The sequence below is a fragment of the Enterobacter sp. 61D5 genome (assembly GCF_034107965.1).
GTDB lineage: Bacteria > Pseudomonadota > Gammaproteobacteria > Enterobacterales > Enterobacteriaceae > Enterobacter > Enterobacter cloacae_M.
On the sequence record NZ_JAWNFK010000012.1, the window covers coordinates 201,058 to 222,963 of the forward strand.

At 60.7% G+C, this 21,906-nt stretch carries 19 protein-coding genes; 13 read left to right on the forward strand and 6 right to left on the reverse strand.

Annotation, left to right across the window (positions count from 1 at the left end; translation table 11 throughout):
• The first annotated feature begins 59 nt into the window (after nucleotides 1-59).
• From UTM25_RS14100 to hycI, 8 genes are read left to right on the forward strand one after another with little or no spacing between them, the layout of a single operon-like run.
• Nucleotides 60-668 (forward strand): 4Fe-4S binding protein, encoded by a 609-nt coding sequence (locus UTM25_RS14100; protein WP_194401202.1) that lies wholly within the window; start codon nucleotides 60-62, stop codon nucleotides 666-668.
• Nucleotides 665-2,479, forward strand: a complete 1,815-nt coding sequence (gene hycC / locus UTM25_RS14105; RefSeq protein ID WP_194401201.1) for a formate hydrogenlyase subunit 3 — start codon at nucleotides 665-667, stop codon at nucleotides 2,477-2,479. Before UTM25_RS14100 ends, hycC begins: the two co-directional genes overlap by 4 nt.
• Before the next feature lies 1 nt (nucleotide 2,480).
• Nucleotides 2,481-3,404 carry a respiratory chain complex I subunit 1 family protein gene (locus tag UTM25_RS14110; RefSeq protein WP_194401200.1) on the forward strand — a complete coding sequence of 308 codons (924 nt, stop codon included), beginning with the start codon at nucleotides 2,481-2,483 and terminating at the stop codon, nucleotides 3,402-3,404.
• Nucleotides 3,405-3,419: 15 nt separating this feature from the next.
• The gene (locus tag UTM25_RS14115; protein WP_194401199.1) at nucleotides 3,420-5,129 is read left to right on the forward strand and encodes an NADH-quinone oxidoreductase subunit C; all 1,710 of its coding nucleotides are present in this window, start codon (nucleotides 3,420-3,422) and stop codon (nucleotides 5,127-5,129) included.
• Nucleotides 5,130-5,138: 9 nt separating this feature from the next.
• Nucleotides 5,139-5,681 carry a formate hydrogenlyase complex iron-sulfur subunit gene (locus tag UTM25_RS14120; RefSeq protein ID WP_194401198.1) on the forward strand — a complete coding sequence of 181 codons (543 nt, stop codon included), beginning with the start codon at nucleotides 5,139-5,141 and terminating at the stop codon, nucleotides 5,679-5,681.
• Nucleotides 5,681-6,448: an NADH-quinone oxidoreductase subunit B family protein gene (locus tag UTM25_RS14125; RefSeq protein ID WP_033146382.1), complete on the forward strand. Its 768-nt coding sequence runs from the start codon at nucleotides 5,681-5,683 to the stop codon at nucleotides 6,446-6,448. The genes UTM25_RS14120 and UTM25_RS14125 overlap by 1 nt, the downstream gene beginning before the upstream one ends.
• A complete protein-coding gene (locus tag UTM25_RS14130; protein ID WP_109844679.1) occupies nucleotides 6,445-6,855 on the forward strand; it encodes a formate hydrogenlyase maturation HycH family protein in 411 nt (136 codons plus the stop codon). The genes UTM25_RS14125 and UTM25_RS14130 overlap by 4 nt, the downstream gene beginning before the upstream one ends.
• Nucleotides 6,848-7,303, forward strand: a complete 456-nt coding sequence (gene hycI, locus UTM25_RS14135) for a hydrogenase maturation peptidase HycI (protein ID WP_045404203.1) — start codon at nucleotides 6,848-6,850, stop codon at nucleotides 7,301-7,303. Before UTM25_RS14130 ends, hycI begins: the two co-directional genes overlap by 8 nt.
• A 58-nt stretch (nucleotides 7,304-7,361) precedes the next feature.
• Here hycI and UTM25_RS14140 read toward each other — a convergent pair whose 3' ends face one another.
• Nucleotides 7,362-8,786 (reverse strand): 6-phospho-beta-glucosidase, encoded by a 1,425-nt coding sequence (locus UTM25_RS14140; RefSeq protein WP_054830370.1) that lies wholly within the window; start codon nucleotides 8,784-8,786, stop codon nucleotides 7,362-7,364.
• An 18-nt stretch (nucleotides 8,787-8,804) separates the two neighbouring features.
• Nucleotides 8,805-10,256 (reverse strand): PTS cellobiose/arbutin/salicin transporter subunit IIBC, encoded by a 1,452-nt coding sequence (ascF, locus tag UTM25_RS14145; RefSeq protein ID WP_194401197.1) that lies wholly within the window; start codon nucleotides 10,254-10,256, stop codon nucleotides 8,805-8,807.
• 214 nt (nucleotides 10,257-10,470) lie between these two features.
• Here ascF and UTM25_RS14150 point away from each other — a divergent pair, with 214 nt between their 5' ends.
• From UTM25_RS14150 to UTM25_RS14165, 4 genes are all read left to right on the forward strand, one after another.
• Nucleotides 10,471-11,484 (forward strand): LacI family DNA-binding transcriptional regulator, encoded by a 1,014-nt coding sequence (locus UTM25_RS14150; protein WP_045888102.1) that lies wholly within the window; start codon nucleotides 10,471-10,473, stop codon nucleotides 11,482-11,484.
• Between the two features lie 134 nt (nucleotides 11,485-11,618).
• Nucleotides 11,619-12,164: an electron transport protein HydN gene (gene hydN, locus UTM25_RS14155; protein ID WP_023308960.1), complete on the forward strand. Its 546-nt coding sequence runs from the start codon at nucleotides 11,619-11,621 to the stop codon at nucleotides 12,162-12,164.
• A 5-nt stretch (nucleotides 12,165-12,169) separates the two neighbouring features.
• The gene (gene hypF / locus UTM25_RS14160; protein ID WP_194401196.1) at nucleotides 12,170-14,386 is read left to right on the forward strand and encodes a carbamoyltransferase HypF; all 2,217 of its coding nucleotides are present in this window, start codon (nucleotides 12,170-12,172) and stop codon (nucleotides 14,384-14,386) included.
• Between the two features lies 1 nt (nucleotide 14,387).
• The gene (locus UTM25_RS14165) at nucleotides 14,388-15,410 is read left to right on the forward strand and encodes a HoxN/HupN/NixA family nickel/cobalt transporter (protein WP_194401195.1); all 1,023 of its coding nucleotides are present in this window, start codon (nucleotides 14,388-14,390) and stop codon (nucleotides 15,408-15,410) included.
• Between the two features lie 451 nt (nucleotides 15,411-15,861).
• Here the strand turns inward: UTM25_RS14165 and norW are convergent, their stop codons facing one another.
• Together norW and norV are read right to left on the reverse strand one after the other, a co-directional pair.
• The gene (gene norW, locus UTM25_RS14170; RefSeq protein ID WP_194401194.1) at nucleotides 15,862-16,995 is read right to left on the reverse strand and encodes an NADH:flavorubredoxin reductase NorW; all 1,134 of its coding nucleotides are present in this window, start codon (nucleotides 16,993-16,995) and stop codon (nucleotides 15,862-15,864) included.
• Nucleotides 16,992-18,437 carry an anaerobic nitric oxide reductase flavorubredoxin gene (norV, locus tag UTM25_RS14175; RefSeq protein ID WP_194401193.1) on the reverse strand — a complete coding sequence of 482 codons (1,446 nt, stop codon included), beginning with the start codon at nucleotides 18,435-18,437 and terminating at the stop codon, nucleotides 16,992-16,994. The genes norW and norV overlap by 4 nt, the downstream gene beginning before the upstream one ends.
• A 186-nt stretch (nucleotides 18,438-18,623) precedes the next feature.
• Between norV and norR the strand changes: the two genes are divergently transcribed.
• Nucleotides 18,624-20,138, forward strand: a complete 1,515-nt coding sequence (norR, locus tag UTM25_RS14180) for a nitric oxide reductase transcriptional regulator NorR (protein ID WP_194401192.1) — start codon at nucleotides 18,624-18,626, stop codon at nucleotides 20,136-20,138.
• Here norR and gutQ read toward each other — a convergent pair.
• Both gutQ and srlR read right to left on the reverse strand, forming a co-directional pair.
• A complete protein-coding gene (gene gutQ, locus UTM25_RS14185) occupies nucleotides 20,135-21,100 on the reverse strand; it encodes an arabinose-5-phosphate isomerase GutQ (protein WP_047743952.1) in 966 nt (321 codons plus the stop codon). The genes norR and gutQ overlap by 4 nt on opposite strands.
• Nucleotides 21,093-21,866 carry a glucitol operon DNA-binding transcriptional repressor SrlR gene (srlR, locus tag UTM25_RS14190; RefSeq protein ID WP_194401191.1) on the reverse strand — a complete coding sequence of 258 codons (774 nt, stop codon included), beginning with the start codon at nucleotides 21,864-21,866 and terminating at the stop codon, nucleotides 21,093-21,095. Before srlR ends, gutQ begins: the two co-directional genes overlap by 8 nt.
• Between the last annotated feature and the right edge of the window lie 40 nt (nucleotides 21,867-21,906).

Genomic DNA, 21,906 nt, shown 5'->3' on the forward strand with positions numbered 1-21,906 from the left:
CGAGAAGTGTCGACAAGACAGTTTTTCGTCAAAAATGACTATCACCAGAGGATAACCCGGTGAACCGTTTTGTAATTGCTGACTCGACGGTCTGTATTGGCTGTCGAACCTGTGAGGCGGCGTGTTCGGAAACGCATCGCCTGCATGGGCTGCAGTCCATGCCGCGCCTGCACGTCATGCGTAATGAAAAAGAGTCTGCCCCGCAGCTCTGCCACCACTGTGAAGACGCCCCCTGCGCGGGCGTCTGCCCCGTGAATGCCATCAACCGCGTTGATGGCGCTGTCCAGCTGAACGAAAGCCTGTGCGTAAGCTGCAAGCTGTGCGGTATTGCCTGTCCGTTCGGCGCGATTGAATTTTCCGGCAGCCGTCCGCTGCATATTCCGGCGAACGCCAACTCGCCAAAAGCCCCGCCCGCGCCACCGGCTCCGGCACGCGTAAGTACGCTGCTGGACTGGGTGCCCGGCATCCGTGCCGTTGCGGTGAAATGCGACCTGTGCAGCTTCGATGAGCAGGGCCCGGCATGCGTGCGCACCTGCCCGACTAAGGCGTTGATTCTGGTTAATATTCGCGACATCGCCCGTACCAGCAAGCGTAAACGCGAGCTGACCATCAACAGTGATTTTGGCGACCTTTCTCTGCTACAGGCGCTTAACGAGGGGGCGAAATGAACGCGGCGATGATGATTACCAGCGCGGTAGCCTGTTTTGCTGGGGCCGCTGTTCTGGCGCTGATCTTCTCATTCCATAAAACCCTGAGCGGCGCGATCGCCGGGCTCGGCGGGGCGGTCGCTAGCCTGATGACGCTGGCAGCAGGCGGCGTTGTCCTGCTCGGCGGCCAGTCCGCAGAGGCCGTGATGCCGCTCATTCGCCACACCGTTGAGATCACGCCCCTGAACGCCATCTGGCTGGTGACGTTTGGCCTGTGCGGGCTGTTTATCAGCCTGTTCAATATCGACTGGCACCGCCATCCGCACGCCAGGGCTAACGGCCAGCTGGTTAACCTGCTGATGGCGGCGGCGGTCTGCTCCGTTATCGCCAGCAACCTCGGCGCGCTGGTGGTGATGGCGGAAATCATGGCGCTGTGCGGCGTGTTCCTGACGGGCTGCAGCGCCTCCGGCAAGCTGTGGTTTGCGCTGGGACGCCTCGGAACACTGCTGCTGGCGCTGGCCTGCTGGCTGGTGTGGCACCGCTTCCGCACCCTGGACTTCGCTGCGCTCAACGGGCATCCGCTGGGGAACGACGTCTGGCTGTTGGGCGTGCTCGGCTTTGGCCTGCTCGCTGGCATCATCCCGCTGCACGGCTGGGTGCCGCAGGCGCATGCGAATGCCTCCGCGCCCGCCGCCGCGCTGTTTTCTACGGTGGTGATGAAAGTGGGTCTGTTCGGGATTCTGGCGATTACGCTGACCGGCGGACAACCGCCGCTGTGGTGGGGCGTCGTGCTGCTGGTCGCCGGAATGATTACCGCGTTCGTCGGCGGCCTGTACGCGCTGATGGAGCACAACATCCAGCGCCTGCTGGCGTACCACACGCTTGAAAATATCGGCATTATCCTGCTCGGTATTGGCGCGGGCGTGACCGGGCTGGCGCTCAATCATCCGGCGCTTATTGCCGCCGGGTTTATCGGCGGTCTTTATCACCTCGTCAACCACAGCCTGTTTAAAAGCACCCTGTTCCTCGGCGCGGGCAGCGTCTGGTTCCGCACCGGTCATCGGGATATCGAAAAGCTGGGCGGGATTGGCAAAAAGATGCCCGTCATTTCGCTCGCCATGCTGGTGGGTCTGATGGCAATGGCCGCGCTGCCGCCGCTGAACGGCTTTGCCGGGGAGTGGGTGATCTACCAGTCCTTCTTCGCGCTCGGCCAGAGCGACGCATTTATCGCACGCCTGCTCGGCCCGCTGCTGGCGGTCGGTCTGGCGATTACCGGGGCGCTGGCGGTGATGTGCATGGCGAAAGTCTATGGCGTGACCTTCCTCGGCGCGCCGCGCACTCGCGAAGCGGAAAACGCCTGCTGCGCACCGTTGTTTATGGGCGTGAGCGTGGTCGCGCTGGCGCTGTGCTGTATCGCGGGCGGCGTCGCCGCGCCGTGGCTGCTTCCGCTGCTGGGCAACGCCATTCCGCTGCCGCTGACCGTGGCGAATACCACCGTCTCTCAGCCCATGATCGCACTGCTGCTGATTGGCGCACCGCTGCTTCCGTTCGTACTGATGCTGTTCTTCAAGCGCGACCGGCTCGCCTCCCGCTCGCGCGGTGCGGCGTGGGCCTGCGGCTACGAACACGAACAGTCGATGGTTATCACCGCCCACGGTTTCGCCATGCCGGTGAAGGAGAACTTCGCCGCCGTGCTGAAGCTGCGCCACTGGCTGAACCCGGTGGGCTGGGTACCCGGCTGGCAGAGCGCCGCCGCGCCCGCGCTGTTCCGCCGTCTGGCGGTCATCGAGCTGGCAGTGCTGGTGGTCATTGTGATTTCACGAGGAGCCTGACATGAGTCTGTTACTGGCAATTCTTCAGGCGCTGGTGCTGTTCGCCGCTGCGCCGCTGCTGTCGGGCATCACGCGCGTGGCGCGCGCCCGAATGCACAACCGTCGCGGGCCCGGTGTGCTCCAGGAGTACCGCGATCTCTTTAAACTGCTCTCCCGTCAGAGCGTCGCGCCGGACGCCGCAGGCTGGGTCTTCCGCCTGACGCCGTTTGTGATGGTGGGCGTGATGCTGACCATCGCCACAGCGCTGCCGGTGGTGACGGTGGCGTCGCCGCTGCCCGTGCTTGGCGATCTGATCACGCTTATCTACCTCTTTGCCATCGCCCGCTTCTTCTTTGCGATTGCGGGCCTGGACACCGGGAGTCCGTTTACCGGCATCGGTGCCAGCCGCGAGGCGATGCTCGGCGTGCTGGTCGAGCCGATTCTGCTGCTGGGGCTGTGGGTTGCCGCGCAGGTCGCGGGCTCTACCCACATCAGCTTTATCACCCACACCGTTTACCACTGGCCGCTGGCGCGCTCTATCCCGCTGGTGCTGGCGCTGTGCGCCTGCGCGTTCGCGACGTTTATTGAGATGGGCAAACTGCCGTTCGATCTGGCGGAAGCCGAGCAGGAGCTGCAGGAAGGACCGCTTACCGAGTACAGCGGCTACGGCTTCGCGGTGCTGAAGTGGGGCATCAGCCTCAAACAGCTTGTGGTGCTGCAGATGTTTGTCGGCGTCTTCTTCCCGTGGGGGCAGATGACGCACTTCTCCGCGGGCGGTCTGGTGCTGGCCGTCGTGGTTGCCGCCTTCAAGCTGCTGGTCGGCGTGCTGGTGATTGCCCTATTTGAAAACAGCATGGCGCGCCTGCGTTTTGTGGAAACGTCGCGCATCACCTGGGCCGGTTTTGGTTTTGCATTTTTAGCGTTCGTCTCCTTGCTGGTGGCGTGATTAAAGAGAGTATTTATGTCTGAAGAAAAGAAAGGTCAGCAGTATCTCGCCGCGTTGCATCAGGCTTTCCCCGGCGTGGTGCTGGAGGAGTCCTGGCAAACCAAAGACCAGGTAACCATCACCATTAAGGTGAACTATCTGCCGGAAGTGGTGGAGTTTCTCTATTACCAGCAGGGCGGCTGGCTGTCGGTGCTGTTCGGCAACGACGAGCGCCAGCTGTGCGGCAACTATGCGGTGTATTACGTGATGTCGATGGAGCAGGGCGAAAAGTGCTGGCTCACCGTGCGCCTCGAAGTCGACCCGGCTAAGCCGGAATACCCGTCCGTCACGCCGCGCGTGCCTGCTGCGGTCTGGGGCGAGCGCGAAGTGCGCGACATGTACGGCCTGGTGCCGGTCGGCCTGCCGGACGAACGCCGCCTGGTGCTGCCGGACGACTGGCCGGACGAACTCTATCCGCTACGCAAAGACAGCATGGACTACCGCCAGCGCCCGGCGCCGACCACTGACAGCGAAACCTACGAATTCATCAACGAGCTGGGCAGCAAGAAGAACAACGTGGTGCCGATCGGCCCACTGCACGTCACCTCCGACGAACCTGGCCACTTCCGCCTGTTCGTCGACGGCGAAAACATCATCGACGCCGACTACCGCCTGTTCTACGTCCACCGCGGCATGGAAAAGCTGGCGGAAACCCGCATGGGCTACAACGAAGTGACGTTCCTCTCTGACCGCGTGTGCGGCATCTGCGGCTTCGCCCACAGCACCGCCTACACCACCTCGGTGGAGAACGGCATGGGGATCGTGGTGCCGGAGCGCGCGCAGATGATCCGCGCCATTCTGCTGGAGGTGGAGCGCCTGCACTCGCACCTGCTGAACCTCGGCCTGGCCTGCCACTTCGTCGGCTTTGACTCCGGGTTTATGCAGTTCTTCCGCGTGCGTGAAGCGTCAATGAAGATGGCGGAGATCCTCACCGGGGCGCGTAAAACCTACGGCCTGAACCTGATCGGCGGGATCCGCCGCGACCTGCTGAAGGACGACATGATCCAGACCCGCCAGCTGGCGCAGCAGATGCGCCGCGACGTGCAGGAGCTGGTGGACATGCTGCTCAGCACGCCAAACATCGAGCAGCGCACCGTCGGCATCGGCCGCCTTGACCCGGAAATTGCCCGCGACTTCAGCAACGTCGGCCCGATGGTGCGCGCCAGCGGCCACGCCCGCGACACCCGCGCCGATCACCCGTTCGTCGGCTACGGCCTGTTGCCGATGACCGTGCACAGCGAGCAGGGCTGCGACGTCATCTCGCGCCTCAAGGTGCGAATCAACGAGGTGTTCACCGCCCTGAACATGATCGACTACGGCCTCGATAACCTGCCGGGCGGCCCGCTGATGGTGGAAGGCTTCACCTACATTCCGAACCGCTTTGCCCTCGGCTTTGCCGAAGCGCCGCGCGGGGACGACATCCACTGGAGCATGACCGGCGACAACCAGAAGCTCTACCGCTGGCGCTGCCGTGCGGCCACCTACGCCAACTGGCCAACCCTGCGCTACATGCTGCGCGGCAACACGGTTTCCGACGCGCCGCTGATCATCGGCAGCCTCGACCCGTGCTACTCCTGCACCGACCGCATGACCGTCGTGGACGTGCGCAAGAAGAAAAGCCAGGTGGTGCCGTACAAAGAGCTTGAGCGCTACAGCATTGAGCGTAAAAACTCGCCGCTGAAATAAGGACTCGTCATGTTTACCTTTATCAAAAAAGCGATCAAAACCGGCACGCAGACCAGCAGCTATCCGCTGGAGCCGATGCCGGTGGATAAAAACTTTCGCGGCAAGCCGGAGCACAACCCGCAGCAGTGCATCGGCTGCGCGGCCTGCGTCAACGCCTGTCCGTCGAACGCCTTAACGGTGGAAACGGATCTCAAAACCGGCGAGCTGGCCTGGCAGTTTAACCTCGGGCGCTGCATTTTCTGCGGCCGCTGCGAGGAGGTCTGCCCGACGGTCGCCATTCGCCTGTCGCAGGAATTCGAGCTGGCGGTGTGGAAGAAAGAGGATTTTCTGCAGCAGTCGCGCTTTGACCTCTGCAACTGCCGCGTCTGCAGGCGCCCGTTCGCCGTGCAAAAAGAGATCGACTACGCCATCGCGCTGCTGCAGCACAACGGCGACGCCCGCGCGGAGCACCACCGCGAAAGCTTTGAAACCTGCCCGGAGTGCAAGCGTCAGAAGTGCCTGCTGCCGTCCGACCGCATTGATATCACCCGCCATATGAGAGAGGCCAGCTGATGGAAAATTTACTCGGCCCGCGCGACGCTAACGGCATTCCTGTGCCGATGACGGTGGAGGAGTCCATCGCCAGCATGAAGGCGTCGCTGCTGAAAAAAATCAAACGCTCGGCCTACGTCTACCGCGTGGACTGCGGCGGCTGCAACGGCTGCGAGATTGAGATCTTCGCCACCCTGTCACCGCTGTTTGACGCCGAGCGCTTCGGCATCAAAGTGGTGCCGTCCCCGCGTCATGCGGACATTCTGCTGTTTACCGGGGCCGTCACCCGCGCCATGCGATCCCCCGCGCTGCGCGCCTGGCAGTCCGCGCCGGACCCGAAAATCTGTATCTCCTACGGCGCCTGCGGCAACAGCGGCGGTATATTCCACGACCTCTACTGCGTCTGGGGCGGCACCGACAAAATCGTGCCGGTGGACGTCTACATTCCGGGCTGTCCGCCAACGCCCGCCGCGACGCTGTACGGCTTCGCGATGGCGCTCGGGCTGCTGGAGCAGAAAATCCACGCCCGCGAGCCGGGCGAGCTGGACAACCGGCCTGCGGCCATCCTGCACCCGGACATGGTGCAGCCGCTGCGGGTGAAGATTGACCGCACGGCGCGCAGGCTGGCGGGCTATCGCTACGGGCGTCAGATTGCCGATGATTATCTGCGCCTGCTGAGCCAGGGCGACCATCAGGTGGCGCGCTGGCTGGAGGCGGAAAACGATCCGCGTCTCAATGAGATCGTGGCGAACCTGAACAGCATCGTGGATGAGGCGCGTATCCGATGAGTGAAACGGTGGTGTTCAGCCAACTGAGCCGTAAGTTTATTGATGAGAACGATGCCACGCCGGATGCGGCGCAGCAGGTGGTCTATTACAGCCTGGCGATTGGGCATCACCTCGGGGTGATTGACTGCCTGGAGGCGGCGCTGAGCTGCCCGTGGCCCGAGTACCTGGCGTGGATCGCCACGCTGGAGGAGGGCAGCACGGCGCGGCGCAAGATGGAGGGCGTGCCGAAGTACGGCGAGATCGTCATCGACGCCAACCACATTGCAATGCTCGCCAACGCCTTTGACGCGGCGCTCGGCAGGCAAACCCCCGAGCAGCAGTCGTGGAGCAAAACGCTGCTTAGCATGCTGCACGATATTCATCAGGAGAGCGCCATCTACCTGATGGTGAGGAGATTACGTGACTGACGTTTTACTGTGTGTCGGCAACAGCATGATGGGCGACGACGGCGCGGGCCCGCTGCTGGCAGAGATGTGCGCCGCGAATCCGCAGGGCAGTTGGGTGGTAATTGACGGCGGCAGCGCGCCGGAAAACGACGTGGTCGCCATCCGTGAACTGCGCCCGGAGAGGCTGTTAATCGTCGATGCCACCGATATGGGGCTCAACCCCGGTGAGATCCGCCTGATTGACCCGGACGACATCGCCGAGATGTTTATGATGACCACCCACAATATGCCGCTGAACTACCTGGTCGATCAGATTAAAGACGACGTGGGCGAGGTGCTGTTTTTGGGAATTCAGCCGGATATCGTTGGGTTTTATTATCCGATGACGCCGCCGGTGAAAGAGGCGGTGGAACGGGTCTATTCACGGCTTGCGGAGTGGGTTGGGGACGGTGGTTTTTCTCAGCTCTGAGCAGTGCCAAACCCCTCTCCCTCTCCATGTGGGAGAGGGCTGGGGTGAGGGCAACAGGCTACTCCAGATCCGCCCCGTTACTCGCAATCACCTTCTTATACCACCAGAACGATTTCTTGCGTTTTCTGTCCAGCGTGCCGTTTCCGGCGTCGTCGCGGTCAACGTACACAAACCCGTAGCGCTTGCTCATCTCGCCCGTTGAGGCGGCCACAAGGTCGATGCAGCCCCAGGTGGTGTAACCCATCAGCGGCACGCCGTCCTCGATCGCGTCACCCATCGCGCGGATGTGCTCGCGCAGGTAGCTGATGCGGTAGTCGTCGTTGATCTCGCCGTTTTCATCAATGACGTCCTTCGCCCCGAGGCCGTTTTCCACCAGGAACAGCGGCTTCTGGTAGCGGTCGTACATCATGTTCATGGTGATGCGCAGGCCGAGCGGGTCAATGCCCCAGCCCCATTCGCTCACCTGAATATGTGGATTACGCAGGGACTTCACGATGTTCGCCGCGCTGGTATTCCCCGCATTCATATCCGCCGACGCGCAGCGCGAGGCGTAATAGCTGAACGAGACAAAGTCGACGGTGTTTTTTAACAGCTCGTCGTCGCCGGGATCTTTCACAATCACCACGCCTTTCTCGCGGAACACGCGCGCTGAGTAGGCCGGGTAGCTGCCGCGCGCCTGCACGTCGATAAAGAACAGGTTCTCGCGGTCTTTCTCCAGCGCCATCCACACGTCTTCCGGCTTGCAGGAGTACGGGTAGAAATTGCCGCCCGCCAGCATGCAGCCCACCTGGTTTTCCGGGTTCACCTCGTGGGCGATTTTGGTCGCCAGCGCGCTTGCCACCAGCTCGTGGTGCGCGGCCTGGTATTTCACCTGGTCTTCGTTTTCGCCTTCCTCAAACACCAGCCCCGCGCCGGAGAACGGGCTGTGCAGCATGATGTTGATTTCGTTGAAGGTCAGCCAGTATTTCACCAGCCCGTTAAACTCTTCAAAGCAGGTGCGGGCGTAGCGGGCAAAGAAATCGACCATCTTACGGTTGCGCCAGGAGCCGTATTCCGTCACCAGGTGCATAGGCACGTCAAAGTGGCAGAGCGTCACCAGCGGCTCGATGTTGTACTTTTTGCACTCCTCGAACACCGCGCGATAGAAGGCAATGCCCTCTTTGTTCGGCAGCGGTTCGTCGCCGTTCGGGTAGAGGCGGCTCCAGGCAATGGAGGTGCGGAACACCGTAAAGCCCATCTCCGCCATCAGGGCGATGTCTTCTTTATAGCGATGGTAAAAATCAATCGCTTCGTGGCTCGGGTAGAACTCGTCGTCACGCAGCGAGAAACGCTTTTCCTTACCGATCTTCACCGCCAGGCGATTCGCGCCGTGGGGGATCATATCGACCGTCGTCAGTCCTTTGCCGCCTTCACGGTAAGCACCTTCACTCTGGTTGGCGGCAAGCGCGCCGCCCCATAAAAATCCTTGTGGAAAAACAGACATTCTTACCTCGCTTTCAATTTATGCTTTTGCTGCGTTGTTCTGTACCGGTGCGGTCTGCAGGGCGCGTGCTTTTTCAGCCTCGTCTTCGACCGGGATATCCTCAAACCCTAAAAGCAGGGTCAGAACAAACGACAGCACGACTGCCAGCCCCATCACGCCGAACACCCAGACGATGGTCATCGGATTGGCCGGGTCAAAGAACTGCACGCTGGTGAACAGCCCCGGTGCCGCCATCGAATGGCTGGCAAGTCCGGCCATGCCGGCGACCGCGCCGCAGATAAAGCCGCTGATCAGGCTCGCAATCAGCGGACGTTTCAGGCGTACCGCCACGCCGTACAGGGCCGGTTCAGAGATCCCCGCCATAATGGCGGAGGCTGCCGCCGCCAGCGCCGTCTGGCGCAGCTCCGGGTTTTTGGTTTTCCACGCCACCGCCAGTGACGAGCCGCCGAGCGACAGGTTGGCGCCGATTTCCGACGGCATCACCATCCCTTCCTTGCCCGTTTCGGCAATGGTCTGAATGATGGTCGGCGTAAACACGCGGTGCATCCCGGTCATCACCAGCAGCGGCCAGAGCGCGCCCATGATGGCGACGGAGAGCCAGCCCAGGTAGCCGTGAATGGTGTAGACCAGCGCGGAGATGGCGCTACCGATCCAGATCCCCAGCGGGCCAATCAGCACGATGGCGAGCGGGGCGGCAATCAGCACGATCAGCATCGGCTTGAGGAAGTTTTTCGTCACCGCCGGGGTAATGCGATCCACCCAGCGTTCGATGTATGACAGGCACCAGGTCATCACCAGCGCCGGGATGACGGTGTAGGTGTATTTCACCGCCGTCACCGGAATAAAGGCGAACTCAACGTGCTCGCCCTGCGCGGCTTTCGCCATCAGCTCGATAAAGCTCGGGTGCACCAGCACGCCCGCGATGGCGATGGCCAGCGACATGTTGGTTTTGAATTTCACCGCCGCCGAGGCCGCCACCATCAGCGGCAGGAAGAAGAAGGCGCCGTCGCCGATGACGGTCAAAATTGTGAGCGTCGGCGCGCCTTTTGGCAGCACGCCGGTCATCTCGAGGATCATCGCCAGCAGCTTGACCATCGAGCCACCGATGATCGCCGGGATCAGCGGGGACATGGTGCCGATCAGCGCGTCGAGGATCCCGGCGCCAATGCGGCGTAAGGTCATCTTCTGCGGACCTTCCGGCACTGCAGGCTGCAGGTCCGTGGGCAGCAGGCTCACCACTTCGCGGTACGTCTGTGAAACCGTGTTGCCAATAATGACCTGGCACTGGTTGTCGTTGCGCACTACGCCGAGCACGCCGCTGATGCTTTTCAGGCGCGCAGCGTCGGTCATGCTTTCGTCTTTCAGTACGAAACGCAGACGCGTCATGCAGTGGGTGACGGCGACGATGTTCTCTTTACCGCCCAGCGCGCTGATAACGTCGTTCGCCAGCGCAGCGTAATTTTTGGCCATCGGATGTGATCCTGTTATTGTTGTGAGACATGTAGGAAACCGGTTCCACATAATCATCATGAGTTTCTGTGAATGAAACAAGATCGCTTTTTGACCATTTTTTAGTTTCGTGATGCAGATCGCAATGGGGTATCGAAAGCGTGATTTCACCGCTGCGACAATTTTTTTGCAGTGCAGTACACTGCGCTCCATCAGATTCAGACGGAATAATAATATGACCACGATGCTTGAAGTGGCGAAGCGGGCAGGCGTTTCGAAAGCCACGGTGTCCCGGGTGCTGTCGGGAAATGGCTACGTCAGCCAGGAGACCAAAGACCGGGTGTTTCAGGCCATTGAAGAGAGCGGCTATCGCCCGAATTTACTGGCGCGAAACCTGGCGACCAAACGTACCCAGACGCTGGGGCTGGTGGTGACTAACACCCTCTACCACGGCGTCTACTTTAGCGAACTCCTGTTTCACGCCGCGCGCATGACGGAAGAAAAGGGGCGGCAGCTGATCCTCGCGGACGGCAAGCACAGCGCGGATGAAGAGCGCGAGGCGATCCAGTACCTGCTCGATATGCGCTGCGACGCGGTGATTATCTATCCGCGTTTCCTGAGCGTGGAAGAGATGGATGAGATCGTCGAGAAGTGCGAGCAGCCCATAATGGTGCTCAACCGCCGCCTGCGGAAAAACAGCAGCCACTGCGTCTGGTCCGATCATAAAGCCTCCAGCCAGGAGGCGGTGTCGCAGCTGATTGCGAAAGGGCACCGGGAGATCGCGTTTATCACAGGCTCGCTGGATTCCCCCACCGGGGTTGAGCGTCTCTCCGGCTACAAGGACGCGCTTGCGCAGCACGGTATTCCGCTGCGCGAGGGCCTTATTGCGCAGGGGAAGTGGAACCCCGCCAGCGGCGCGGCGGCGGTTGCCGAACTGCTTGCGCGCGGTGAACGGTTTACGGCGCTGGTGGCGAGTAATGACGACATGGCGATCGGCGCCATGAAGCAGCTCCACGACAGCGGCGTGGCCGCCCCGGACGCGGTGTCGGTGATCGGTTTCGACGACGTGGCCATCGCGCCCTACATCGTGCCGTCGCTTTCCAGCGTGCGTATTCCGGTGACGGAGATGATCAAAGAGACCATCAGCCGCCTGATCTTCATGCTCGACGGCGGTGAGTTTAAATATCAGCAAACCTTTTCCGGCGAGCTGGTGCTGCGCGACTCGGTTATTGACGGCCCGCACCGCTGATGTCGACAGCTGTCATCGTCATAAGTGACGATGACAGCGCCGCCATAATTTTTAAATTCATATAAAATCAATAAGTTAATTATTGGCACGGTTTATGAATATCTCCGCGCATAACTGTAATGCTGGAGAAGCAGATGAACCGTTTTATTATGGCCGATGCCAGTAAGTGTATTGGTTGCCGTACCTGTGAAGTGGCGTGCGTGGTTTCCCATCAGGCGGAGCAGGACTGTGCGTCGCTCACTCCTGACACCTTCCTGCCGCGTATCCACGTCATCAAAGGCGTGAATATTTCCACCGCCGCCATCTGTCGCCAGTGCGAAGACGCACCGTGCGCGAACGTCTGCCCGAACGGGGCGATTAAACGCGAGAAAGGCTTTGTGCACGTCATGCAGGAGCGCTGCATTGGCTGTAAAACCTGCGTGGTCGCCTGCCCGTACGGCGCGATGGAGGTGGTTGTTCGTCCGGTAGTACGCAACAGCGGCATGGGGCTGAGCGTACGTGCGGAGAAAGCCGAAGCCAACAAATGCGATCTTTGCTATCACCGCGACGCCGGTCCGGCCTGCATGGAAGCCTGCCCGACGCATGCGCTGGTCTGCGTGGATCGCGACAAGCTTGAGCAGATGAGCGCCGAAAAGCGCCGTCGCGCGGCATTCGACACGTCGTCATCGCTGCTGTTCTGAACCGTATGTGCAGTAACGGCGTACAGCTGCGCGTGCGCGGCAAGGTGCAGGGCGTGGGGTTTCGTCCCTTCGTCTGGCAGCTGGCGCAGGCGCTTCAGTTGACCGGTGACGTCTGCAATGATGGAGAGGGCGTGCTGGTGCGCCTCGCGGGTAATGGGGGGGCCTTTACCGCGAGGCTGCATCAGGACTGCCCACCGCTGGCACGCATTGACCATGTTGAAACGCAGCCGTTTACGTGGGCGCAGGTGCCGGAGGACTTTACCATCCGCCACAGCGCGGGCGGGGCGATGGACACCCAGATTGTCCCCGACGCCGCAACCTGTCCGGCGTGCCTGGCGGAAATGTGCGACCCTGCCGAGCGCCGCTATCGCTATCCGTTCATCAACTGCACGCACTGCGGGCCGCGGTTTACCATTATTCGCGCCATGCCCTATGACCGTCCGGCCACGTCAATGGCCGCATTTCCGCTCTGCGTGCCGTGCGAAGCGGAATACCGCAATCCCGCCGATCGACGTTTTCACGCCCAGCCGGTAGCCTGCCCGGACTGCGGGCCAGCGCTGGAATGGCGTGCGGGCGACATCACCGCTTCCCGTGAGGCTGCGCTGAGCGCGGCGGTGGCGATGCTGAAAAGCGGCGGCATAGTCGCGGTCAAAGGGCTGGGCGGTTTTCATCTCGTCTGCGACGCGCGTAATCCGCAGGCGGTCGCGGCGCTTCGGGTACGCAAGCAGCGTCCCGCGAAGCCGCTGGCGGTGATGATCCCAAACGCGGACGGCGTGCCGGAGGCGATCCAGACGCTGTTACGCTCCTCCGCAGCGCCGATTGTGCTGACCCCAAAAGCCTCGCTTCCCGGATTTCCCGAAGGGATTGCACCGGGACTCGATTGTATTGGCATCATGCTTCCCGCTAACCCGCTGCAACACCTTCTGATGATGGACTGCCAGCGCCCGCTGGTGATGACTTCCGGCAACCTCAGCGGCAGACCGCCTGCCATGACCAACCAGCAGGCGCTGGATGAACTCGGCGACATCGCGGACGGCTTCCTGCTGCACAACCGCGATCTCCTGCAACGAATGGACGATTCGGTGATGGATCGGGACGGCGCGATGCTTCGCCGCGCGCGCGGTTTTGTGCCCGATGCCGTTACGCTGCCTGCGGGTTTTGAGAATATCCCCGCCATGCTATGCACCGGCGCGGAGATGAAGAACACCTTCTGCCTGGTGCGTGGCAGCCAGGCGGTGCTGAGCCAGCATTTTGGCGATCTCGGTGACGAGGGTGTCGAAGCGCAGTGGCGCGGCGCGCTCTCGACGATGCAGGACATCTACGCCTTCCAGCCGGAGCGCGTGGTGTGCGATGCCCATCCGGGCTATCACATACAACAATGGGCGCAGGCGCAGGGGCTACCGGTCGCAACCGTACTGCACCATCACGCCCACGCGGCGGCGTGCCTGGCCGAAAACGGCTGGCCGCGTGAGGGCGGAGACGTTATCGCCCTGACGCTGGACGGGATCGGCATGGGCGAGAACGGGGCGCTGTGGGGCGGGGAGTGCCTGCGGGTGAACTATCTCGCGTGCGAGCGTCTGGGCGGGCTGCCTGCCGTTGCGCTGCCGGGCGGCGATCTGGCGGCGCGGCAGCCGTGGCGCAATCTTCTCGCCCACTGCCTGGCGTTTGTCCCTGACTGGCAGCAGTACCCGGAAACGCGCGCGGTTCAGCGCCACAACTGGCCGCTGCTGGCAACGGCGATCCGGCGCGGCATCAACGCGCCGCAGGCCTCGTCCTGTGGTCGCCTGTTTGATGCGGTCGCCTGCGCGCTGGGTATTGAAACCCAATCCTGGGAAGGTGAAGCAGCCTGCCGGCTGGAAGCGCTGGCGGCGCAGTGCGCGGGTGTGGACCATCCGGTGACGCTGGACGTGGATAACCTCGCGCATTTCTGGCAGCAGTGGCTGAGCTGGCAGGCGGAACCCTGCCAGCGCGCGTGGGCGTTTCACGACGCGCTGGCAAAAGGGCTGGCGGAACTCGCCGCGCGCCATGCCCGACGCCAGTCGCTGTCGACAATCTGTCTCAGCGGCGGCGTGCTGCACAACCGTCTGCTGCGCGCGCGCCTGCGTCATTATCTTTCTGACTTTACGCTTCTTTTTCCTTCGCGCCTGCCCGCAGGTGACGGAGCGATCTCCTTCGGGCAGGCGGCGATCGCCGCTGCCCGGTCATGTTCACAAAGGACTTAAAATGTTACGACTCTTACGCAATGAACCTCGCGCCGCGCTTCTGCTGCTGGCTCTGGTAATGGCAAACCTGCTGGCCTGGGGATGGGCATGGCACGCTTTTAGCGGCAGCACGGCGCTGATGGCCGCCAGCCTGCTGGCGTGGTGCTACGGGCTGCGTCACGCGGTGGACGCTGACCACATCGCGGCCATTGATACCGTGACGCGTAAGATGATGCAGCAGGGCAAACGTCCGTCCGGCGTGGGAGCGTGGTTCTCGCTGGGGCACTCCACCATCGTGGTGCTGGCTTCCATTGCTATCGCCGCTACCGCGACGGCGTTTCAGAAAAACATGGAATGGTTCCACGAAACCGGCAGCCTGATTGGCACCGCCGTGTCTGCCACCTTCCTGCTGGCGATGGCGCTGGTGAACATGGTGATCCTGCGCGGCGTCTGGCGGAGTTTTCAGGCGCTGAAACAGGGCAGGCCCGTGCAGGGAGACATCACGCTCCCTGCCCAGGGCGGCGTCATGAACTGGCTGTTTGGCAAAACCTTCCGCCTGGTGAATAAAAGCTGGCAAATGTATCTGGTGGGTTTCCTGTTTGGCCTCGGCTTTGACACGGCTACCGAGATTGGCGTGCTGGGGATCTCTGCCGCCAGCGCGTCAAGCGGGATGTCGGTGTGGTCAATCATGGTCTTCCCGGCGCTCTTCGCCAGCGGCATGGCGCTGGTGGATACCCTCGATAACCTGCTGATGGTCGGTGCCTACGGCTGGGCGTTCAACAAGCCGCAGCGCAAGCTCTACTACAACATGACCATTACCGGCACCTCCGTGGTGGTGGCGCTGTTTATCGGCGGGCTGGAAGCGCTGGGTCTGCTGATGGACAAATTTGCCCTCAGCGGCGGCGTGTGGGATCTGATTGGCGCGGTAAACGACAATCTTGGCAACGCCGGGTTTGCGGTGGTCGGGCTGTTTGTCGCCTGCTGGCTGATCTCCATGGTCAACTACCGCTGGCGCGGATACGACGCGCTGGTGGTACGTTCCTGAACCGGCTCCTGCACGGCGCAACCTCCGCGACTTCCTCAATGACTGGCGCATAGCGGCATACCGATAAAAAAGATGCTGAAAATATAGGTCTTTTGCGGAATAAAATATATTCCGCATTCTTCGCTTGTGTGAAATAGCGATAAAGATAATTGAGTTATTTATAAAAATTTGCCATGATTTGCCTCCTGCTGATGATGTCTATTCAGACTGAGTTGGCTGCCAATAATAAAACAGGATGATGTTTTTAATCTGTTTCAGATTAAAGCATTTACGAAAATAATAAATAAGGGATTGATGGCGATGATATATCTACTTTGCATTTATTTGATGAATAGAATGCGTAAGAAAAAGCCCCGGAATATCGGGGCGGTGAATAATAAAATTCAAAGGTTAACTCTGCGTAGACTCGTTGTTGGACGGGTAAACGAAGCGCCGCCAGGCAACGAGAGGGTTAAGCAGGTAACAGTTTCAGCAGTGCGAAAGCCTCCTTCATCCGGTCTTCACTAACCACAAAAGCGCGAATCTGACCCTCGTTATCCGTGCCACGCGCGACCATTCCCTGCGGTTCGAGGGTAATTTGCCAGTTCAGATCGTGACGCTGCGTTTCACCGGCAAGATGCAGCGGTAATTCTGGCGTTTTGACTTTAATCAGCATGGCGGGTAATTTCAGCGGCGCGCTATCGCCGAGCAGGTTTTTCGCCAGATACATCGCGCTTAATTGAATTGGCTGTAAAAAGGGCAGTACCTGACCGTTAATTTCAGCGCAGTCACCTAACGCGTAAATATCAGGTTGCGTGGTTTGCAGGTAGCTATTTACCTTCACGCCACGCTGTATTTCTGCGCCTGCGCGATGCGCCAGCGCGGTTTCCGGGCGCAGGCCCGTTGCAGCGATTACCACATCCACCTCAACGCTGCGGCTGCGGTCGAGCGTGGCACGAATGCCGCCTTCGGTTTTGCTCAGGCTTTGCAGCTGCGATTTCAAAAGCAGATGCACCCCCATGTCGGTCAGGCGATGCTGTAAGCGACTGCTTACTTCTGCGGGCATCAGCGACGACAGAATGCTTGCCGCGTTGTCGACCAGAGTCACGGATTTACCCGCCCGGCAGAAATCCATCGCCAGCTCGGTGCCTATCAGCCCGCCGCCGACAATCATCACGCGCTGCGCGTCGCGAAGCGCCGTTTCGCTGGCCTGATACTCCTGCTGGCTGTTGAGGGTGATCGTCAGCTCGCGGCCTTCAACCGGCGGCACAAACGCAGAGGCACCCGTGGTCAGCACCAGTTTGTCGTACTGCCAGGTTTTCTCTTTTGCTTTCACCTCGTGGGCGGCAGCGTCGATATCGGTGACCCAGGTGTAAGGGAACAGACGCAGGTTAAACTGTTCCGCGAACTCCCCCGCCGTCTGACGGGTGAGGTCTTCGGCGCGCTGATGCTGACTAATCACGTGGCTGAGATCGGGCTTGTTGTACTCGTCCATGCTGTCGGCGGCTATCACCGTCAGCGGCACGCTGGCGTCCTGCTTGCGGATGTTTTTCACCAGCTGGCGGGCGGCAAAGCCCGAGCCGATGATGACGATACCGTTGTTCATTTTGCCTCCGTACCCAGTTCGTCAAAGACGTCTTTACCGAGTGAACACTCCGGGCAGAGGAAGTTGTCCGGCACGTCACTCCACGGCGTGCCCGGCGCAACGTCCTGCAGCGGTTCGCCCATTTCAGGATCGTAAATCCACTGGCAGACGCTGCACTGCATGCGCGGTCCGGGATCGGCGGCTGCCGCGGCGGCGCAGGCGCAGGTTTCCTGCTGTGCGGTTGGTTCGGCAGCTTGCGGAAGCGGTGCGAGCGCCCACTGACGGGCAATGTCGCGGCCGTGCTGGCGGCAGACCTCCAGGGCGTCGATATCCGGGCGCCATTTCGCCTTCAGGCTGAGGGACATCTCAAAGCCCGCATCCTGCAGGCGCGTAGACAGACGGTCTACCGCGCCGCCGCTCCACCCGTGGGAGCCAAAGGCGCTGGCGCGCTTGTTGCGAAAACGCAGGCCGGTCATCTCTTCCACCAGACCGGCAATTTTCGGCATCATCACGTTGTTCATGGTGGAGGTGCCCACCAGCACGCCCTTAGAGCGGAAGACGTTGGTCAATACCTCGTTCTTATCGCTGCGCGCCACGTTGAAGATTTTCACCGCCACGTTGGGGTCCACTTCGTTGATGCCCTGGGCAATGGCGTCCGCCATCATGCGGGTGTTGTTGGACATGGTGTCGTAGAAAATAGTGATGCGGTCTTCCTGATAGTCCGCCGCCCATTTCAGGTAGAGCTCCACAATCTGGATGGGATTTTCACGCCATACCACGCCGTGGGAGGTGGCAATCATGTCCACCGGCAGGTTGAAGCCGAGGATCTCGGTGATTTTTGGCGTCACCAGGCGGCTGAACGGGGTCAGAATGTTGGCGTAGTAGCGCTGGCACTGCTCGAAGAGTTCGGTCTGGTCCACTTCGTCGTTGAACAGGCGCTCGTCGCAGTAGTGCTGGCCGAAGGCGTCATTGCTGAACAGCACCGCGTCGCCGGTCATGTAGGTCATCATGCTGTCCGGCCAGTGCAGCATCGGCGTTTCCACGAAGATCAGCTGCTTGCCGTTGCCGATATCCAGCGCGTCGCCGGTTTTAACGGTGTGGAAATTCCACTCCGGATGGTGGTGGTGGCCGTTGATCGAGTCGATGGCGTTGGTGGTGCAGTAGATCGGCGTGTTCGGAATGTAAGACATCAGCTCGGTCAGCGCACCGGCGTGATCTTCTTCCGCGTGGTTGATGATGATGTAGTCGATGGCGTCCAGGTCGATTTCACTGCGCAGGTTCTGCACGAACTCGCGGCTGAACTTGTGATCGACCGTATCGATCAGCACGTTTTTTCCTTCGCGGATGAGATAGCTGTTGTAGCTGCTGCCGCGCAGCGTTTTGTATTCCGTCCCGTGGAAATCGCGCACTTCCCAGTCACGTTGACCGACCCAATGAATGTTATTTTTAACCAGAATAGACATAGCAACCTCTACGTAATACAGCATTTTCAAATAAGATGATTTGCCTATATCAATTTGCGTGCCAGTTTTTAATTTATTGATTTTACTTAATTAATATTTTTATGATCCGTAATGGGTAGTCATTATGACTATCCAGAGTAGTGTCAATATGACAACATGCATTGTCAAAATGACAGCGAGGTCTCTATGAGCTTTTCCGTAGACGTGCTGGCGAAGATCGCCATTGAGCTGCAGACCGGTATCGGCCATCAGGACCGCTTTCAGCGGCTGATCTCCACGCTGCGCCACGTGCTGGCGTGCGACGCCTCGGCGCTGCTGCGCTACGAGGGGCGGCAGTTTATTCCGCTGGCTATCGACGGGCTGGCGAAGGACGTGCTCGGGCGGCGTTTTACCCTTGAGGGCCATCCGCGTCTGGAAACCATCGCCCGCGCGGGTGACGTGGTGCGCTTCCCGGCGGACAGCGACTTGCCCGACCCGTACGACGGGCTTATTCCCGGACAGGAGAGCCTGAAGGTGCATGCCTGTATCGGCCTGCCGCTGTTTGCCGGACAAAACCTGATTGGCGCACTGACCCTCGACGGCCTGTCGCCGGACCAGTTCGACACCTTTAGCGACGAAGAGCTGCGCCTGATTGCCGCCCTGGCCGCCGGGGCGCTGAACAATGCCCTGCTGATTGAACAGCTGGAGAGCCAGAACATTCTTCCCGGCAGCCCGGCGGCGTTTGAGCAGGTGACGCAAACGGAGATGATCGGCCTTTCTCCGGGCATGGCGCAGCTCAAAAAAGAGATTGAGATCGTTGCCGCCTCAGATTTAAACGTGCTGATCTTCGGGGAAACCGGCACCGGCAAGGAGCTGGTCGCGAAGTCCATTCACGAAGCCTCGCCGCGCGCGGTGAACCCGCTGGTGTACCTCAACTGCGCCGCGCTTCCGGAAAGCGTGGCGGAAAGCGAGCTGTTTGGTCACGTTAAAGGGGCGTTTACCGGGGCCATCAGCAACCGCAGCGGCAAGTTCGAAATGGCCGATAACGGCACGCTGTTTCTGGATGAAATCGGCGAGCTCTCCCTGTCGCTGCAGGCCAAGCTGCTGCGCGTTTTGCAGTACGGCGACATCCAGCGCGTGGGGGATGACCGAAGCCACAGAGTGGACGTTCGCGTGCTGGCGGCAACGAACCGCGACCTGCGTGAAGCGGTGGTGGCAGGGCAGTTCCGCGCCGACCTGTTCCATCGCCTGAGCGTGTTCCCGCTTACCGTGCCACCGCTGCGCGAGCGCGGGGACGACGTGGTGCTGCTGGCGGGCTTTTTCTGCGAGCTGTGCCGTCTCAGGATGGGGCTTGCCCGCGTGGTGCTGAGCCCGGGTGCGAGGTCGCATCTGCTCAGCTACGGCTGGCCGGGGAACGTGCGCGAGCTGGAGCACGCGATTCACCGCGCGGTGGTGCTGGCGCGGGCGACGCCTTCGGGTGACGAAGTTGTGATCCACGCGCGGCATTTTGCGCTGCAGGATGAAACCGCACCGGCAATCGCCCAGGCTCTACCAGAAACGGTGAATGAAAATCTGCGCGAAGCCACTGAGGCGTTTCAGCGTCAGATGATTACCCGCGCGCTGGAGCAGAATAACCGCAGCTGGGCGGCGTGCGCGCGGGCGCTGGAGATGGACGTCGCCAACCTGCACAGGCTGGCGAAGCGTCTGGGACTGAAGGGTTAGATAATGCCGGCCTGATAGAAATCCTGCAGGTTGATGGCGCCGCACAGCCTGCCGGAATCATCCACCACCGGTGCGGCGGTGATTTTGCGCTTCATCAGCACTTCTTTGGCTTCAATGGCGCGGCTCTCGGCGTTCAGCGTCAGCCCGCCTTTGGTCATGGCGTCCGACACTTTGGTTTCCAGCCTGCCGCCGCCCACCAGCCAGCGGCGCAGGTCGCCGTCGGTGAACACGCCCTTAACGCTCCCGCTGTCATCGCAGACCGCTACCAGCCCCAGACCGGTGCGGCTGAGTTCCAGCATCGCGTCCATGACGCTGGTATCGAGTTTGACCTGCGGAATGGCATCGTCGGTGCGCATCAGGTGGTGAACCTTGTTGAGCAGGCGTGCGCCGAGCGCGCCCGCCGGATGTGAACGGGCGAAATCTTCTTCGTTAAAGCCGCGCGCCTGCATCACCGCCATTGCCAGGGCGTCGCCCATCATCAGGGTGTTAACGGTGCTGGAGGTTGGGGCGAGGTGCATCGGACAGGCTTCACGCTCAACGGAAATATCCAGCGTCGCCTTGGCGGCCAGCGCCAGCGGCGAGCGGGATTTGCCGGTCATCGCCAGCAGGGCGACCGATTTTTCCTGCAGGCGCGGAATAATCAGGTCCAGCTCTTTGGCCGAACCGGAGTAGGAGATAAACAGCATCACGTCGCGGCTTTCAATCATCCCCAGATCGCCGTGCAGCGCCTCTGCCGGATGCACAAAAAACGCCGGGGTGCCGGTGCTCGCGAGGGTCGCGGCAATCTTTTTGCCTATATGGCCGGATTTACCGATGCCCGCCACGATCACTTTGCCTTCGCAGTGGATAATGGTGTTGGCGGCGCGGACAAAATCCTCGCCCAGACGTTCCGGCAGGCGGCTGGCTTCCTGCAGTTCCAGCATCAGCGTCTGGCGGCCCGTTTCTAACAGAAAATCACTCATCTCTCTCTCCGGTTACGATCACGTCGATTCCTTTCTCTTCCAGCGCTTTTTGGAACGCCGGGTCGATACCCGCGTCGGTAATCAGCTTATCAACGCTTTCAAGGCTACAGACAATGTTGGGGCTTTTGCGGCCAAACTTCGACGAGTCTGCCATCAAAATCACTTCCCGCGCGGCGTTGCACATGGCTTTACTGACGCTGAAAACCTCGTTGAACGTCGTAACGCCCGCGTTCAGGTCGATGCCGTCGGTGCCCATAAACAGTTTATCAAAGCTGAAGTGGTCGAAGGCATTCTCCGCCAGCTGGCCGTGAAACGACGCCGATTTTTTGCGGAAGGTGCCGCCGGGCATCAGGATGGTCTGCTCGCTGTCGAACTCCGACAGGGCGTTGACGATGTGCAGGCTGTTGGTCATCACCGTGATGTTGTTAAAGCGGCTGAGCAGCGGGATCATCTGCAGGACGGTGCTGCCTGCATCCAGAATGATGGAATCGCCATCGTGGATAAATTTGACGGCGGCTTCGGCAATCAGCGCTTTCTGGTGGGTATTGATCAGCGTTTTGTGGTCGATAGGCGGGTCCGTTTCGTCCTTATTGAGCACCACGCCGCCGTAGGTTCGAATAACGGCGCCAGAGTTTTCGAGCAATACCAGGTCCTTGCGTATTGTCGTGCCGGTAGTGTCAAAGTAGTGGGCCAGATCCTCTACCGAGCATTTTCCCTGCTTTTGCAGATGTTCGAGAATGGCCGCCTGCCGCTGACGAGGTTTCATAGGCGCTTCGTTCCTTAGGTTGCGAAATGATAATTTCGCA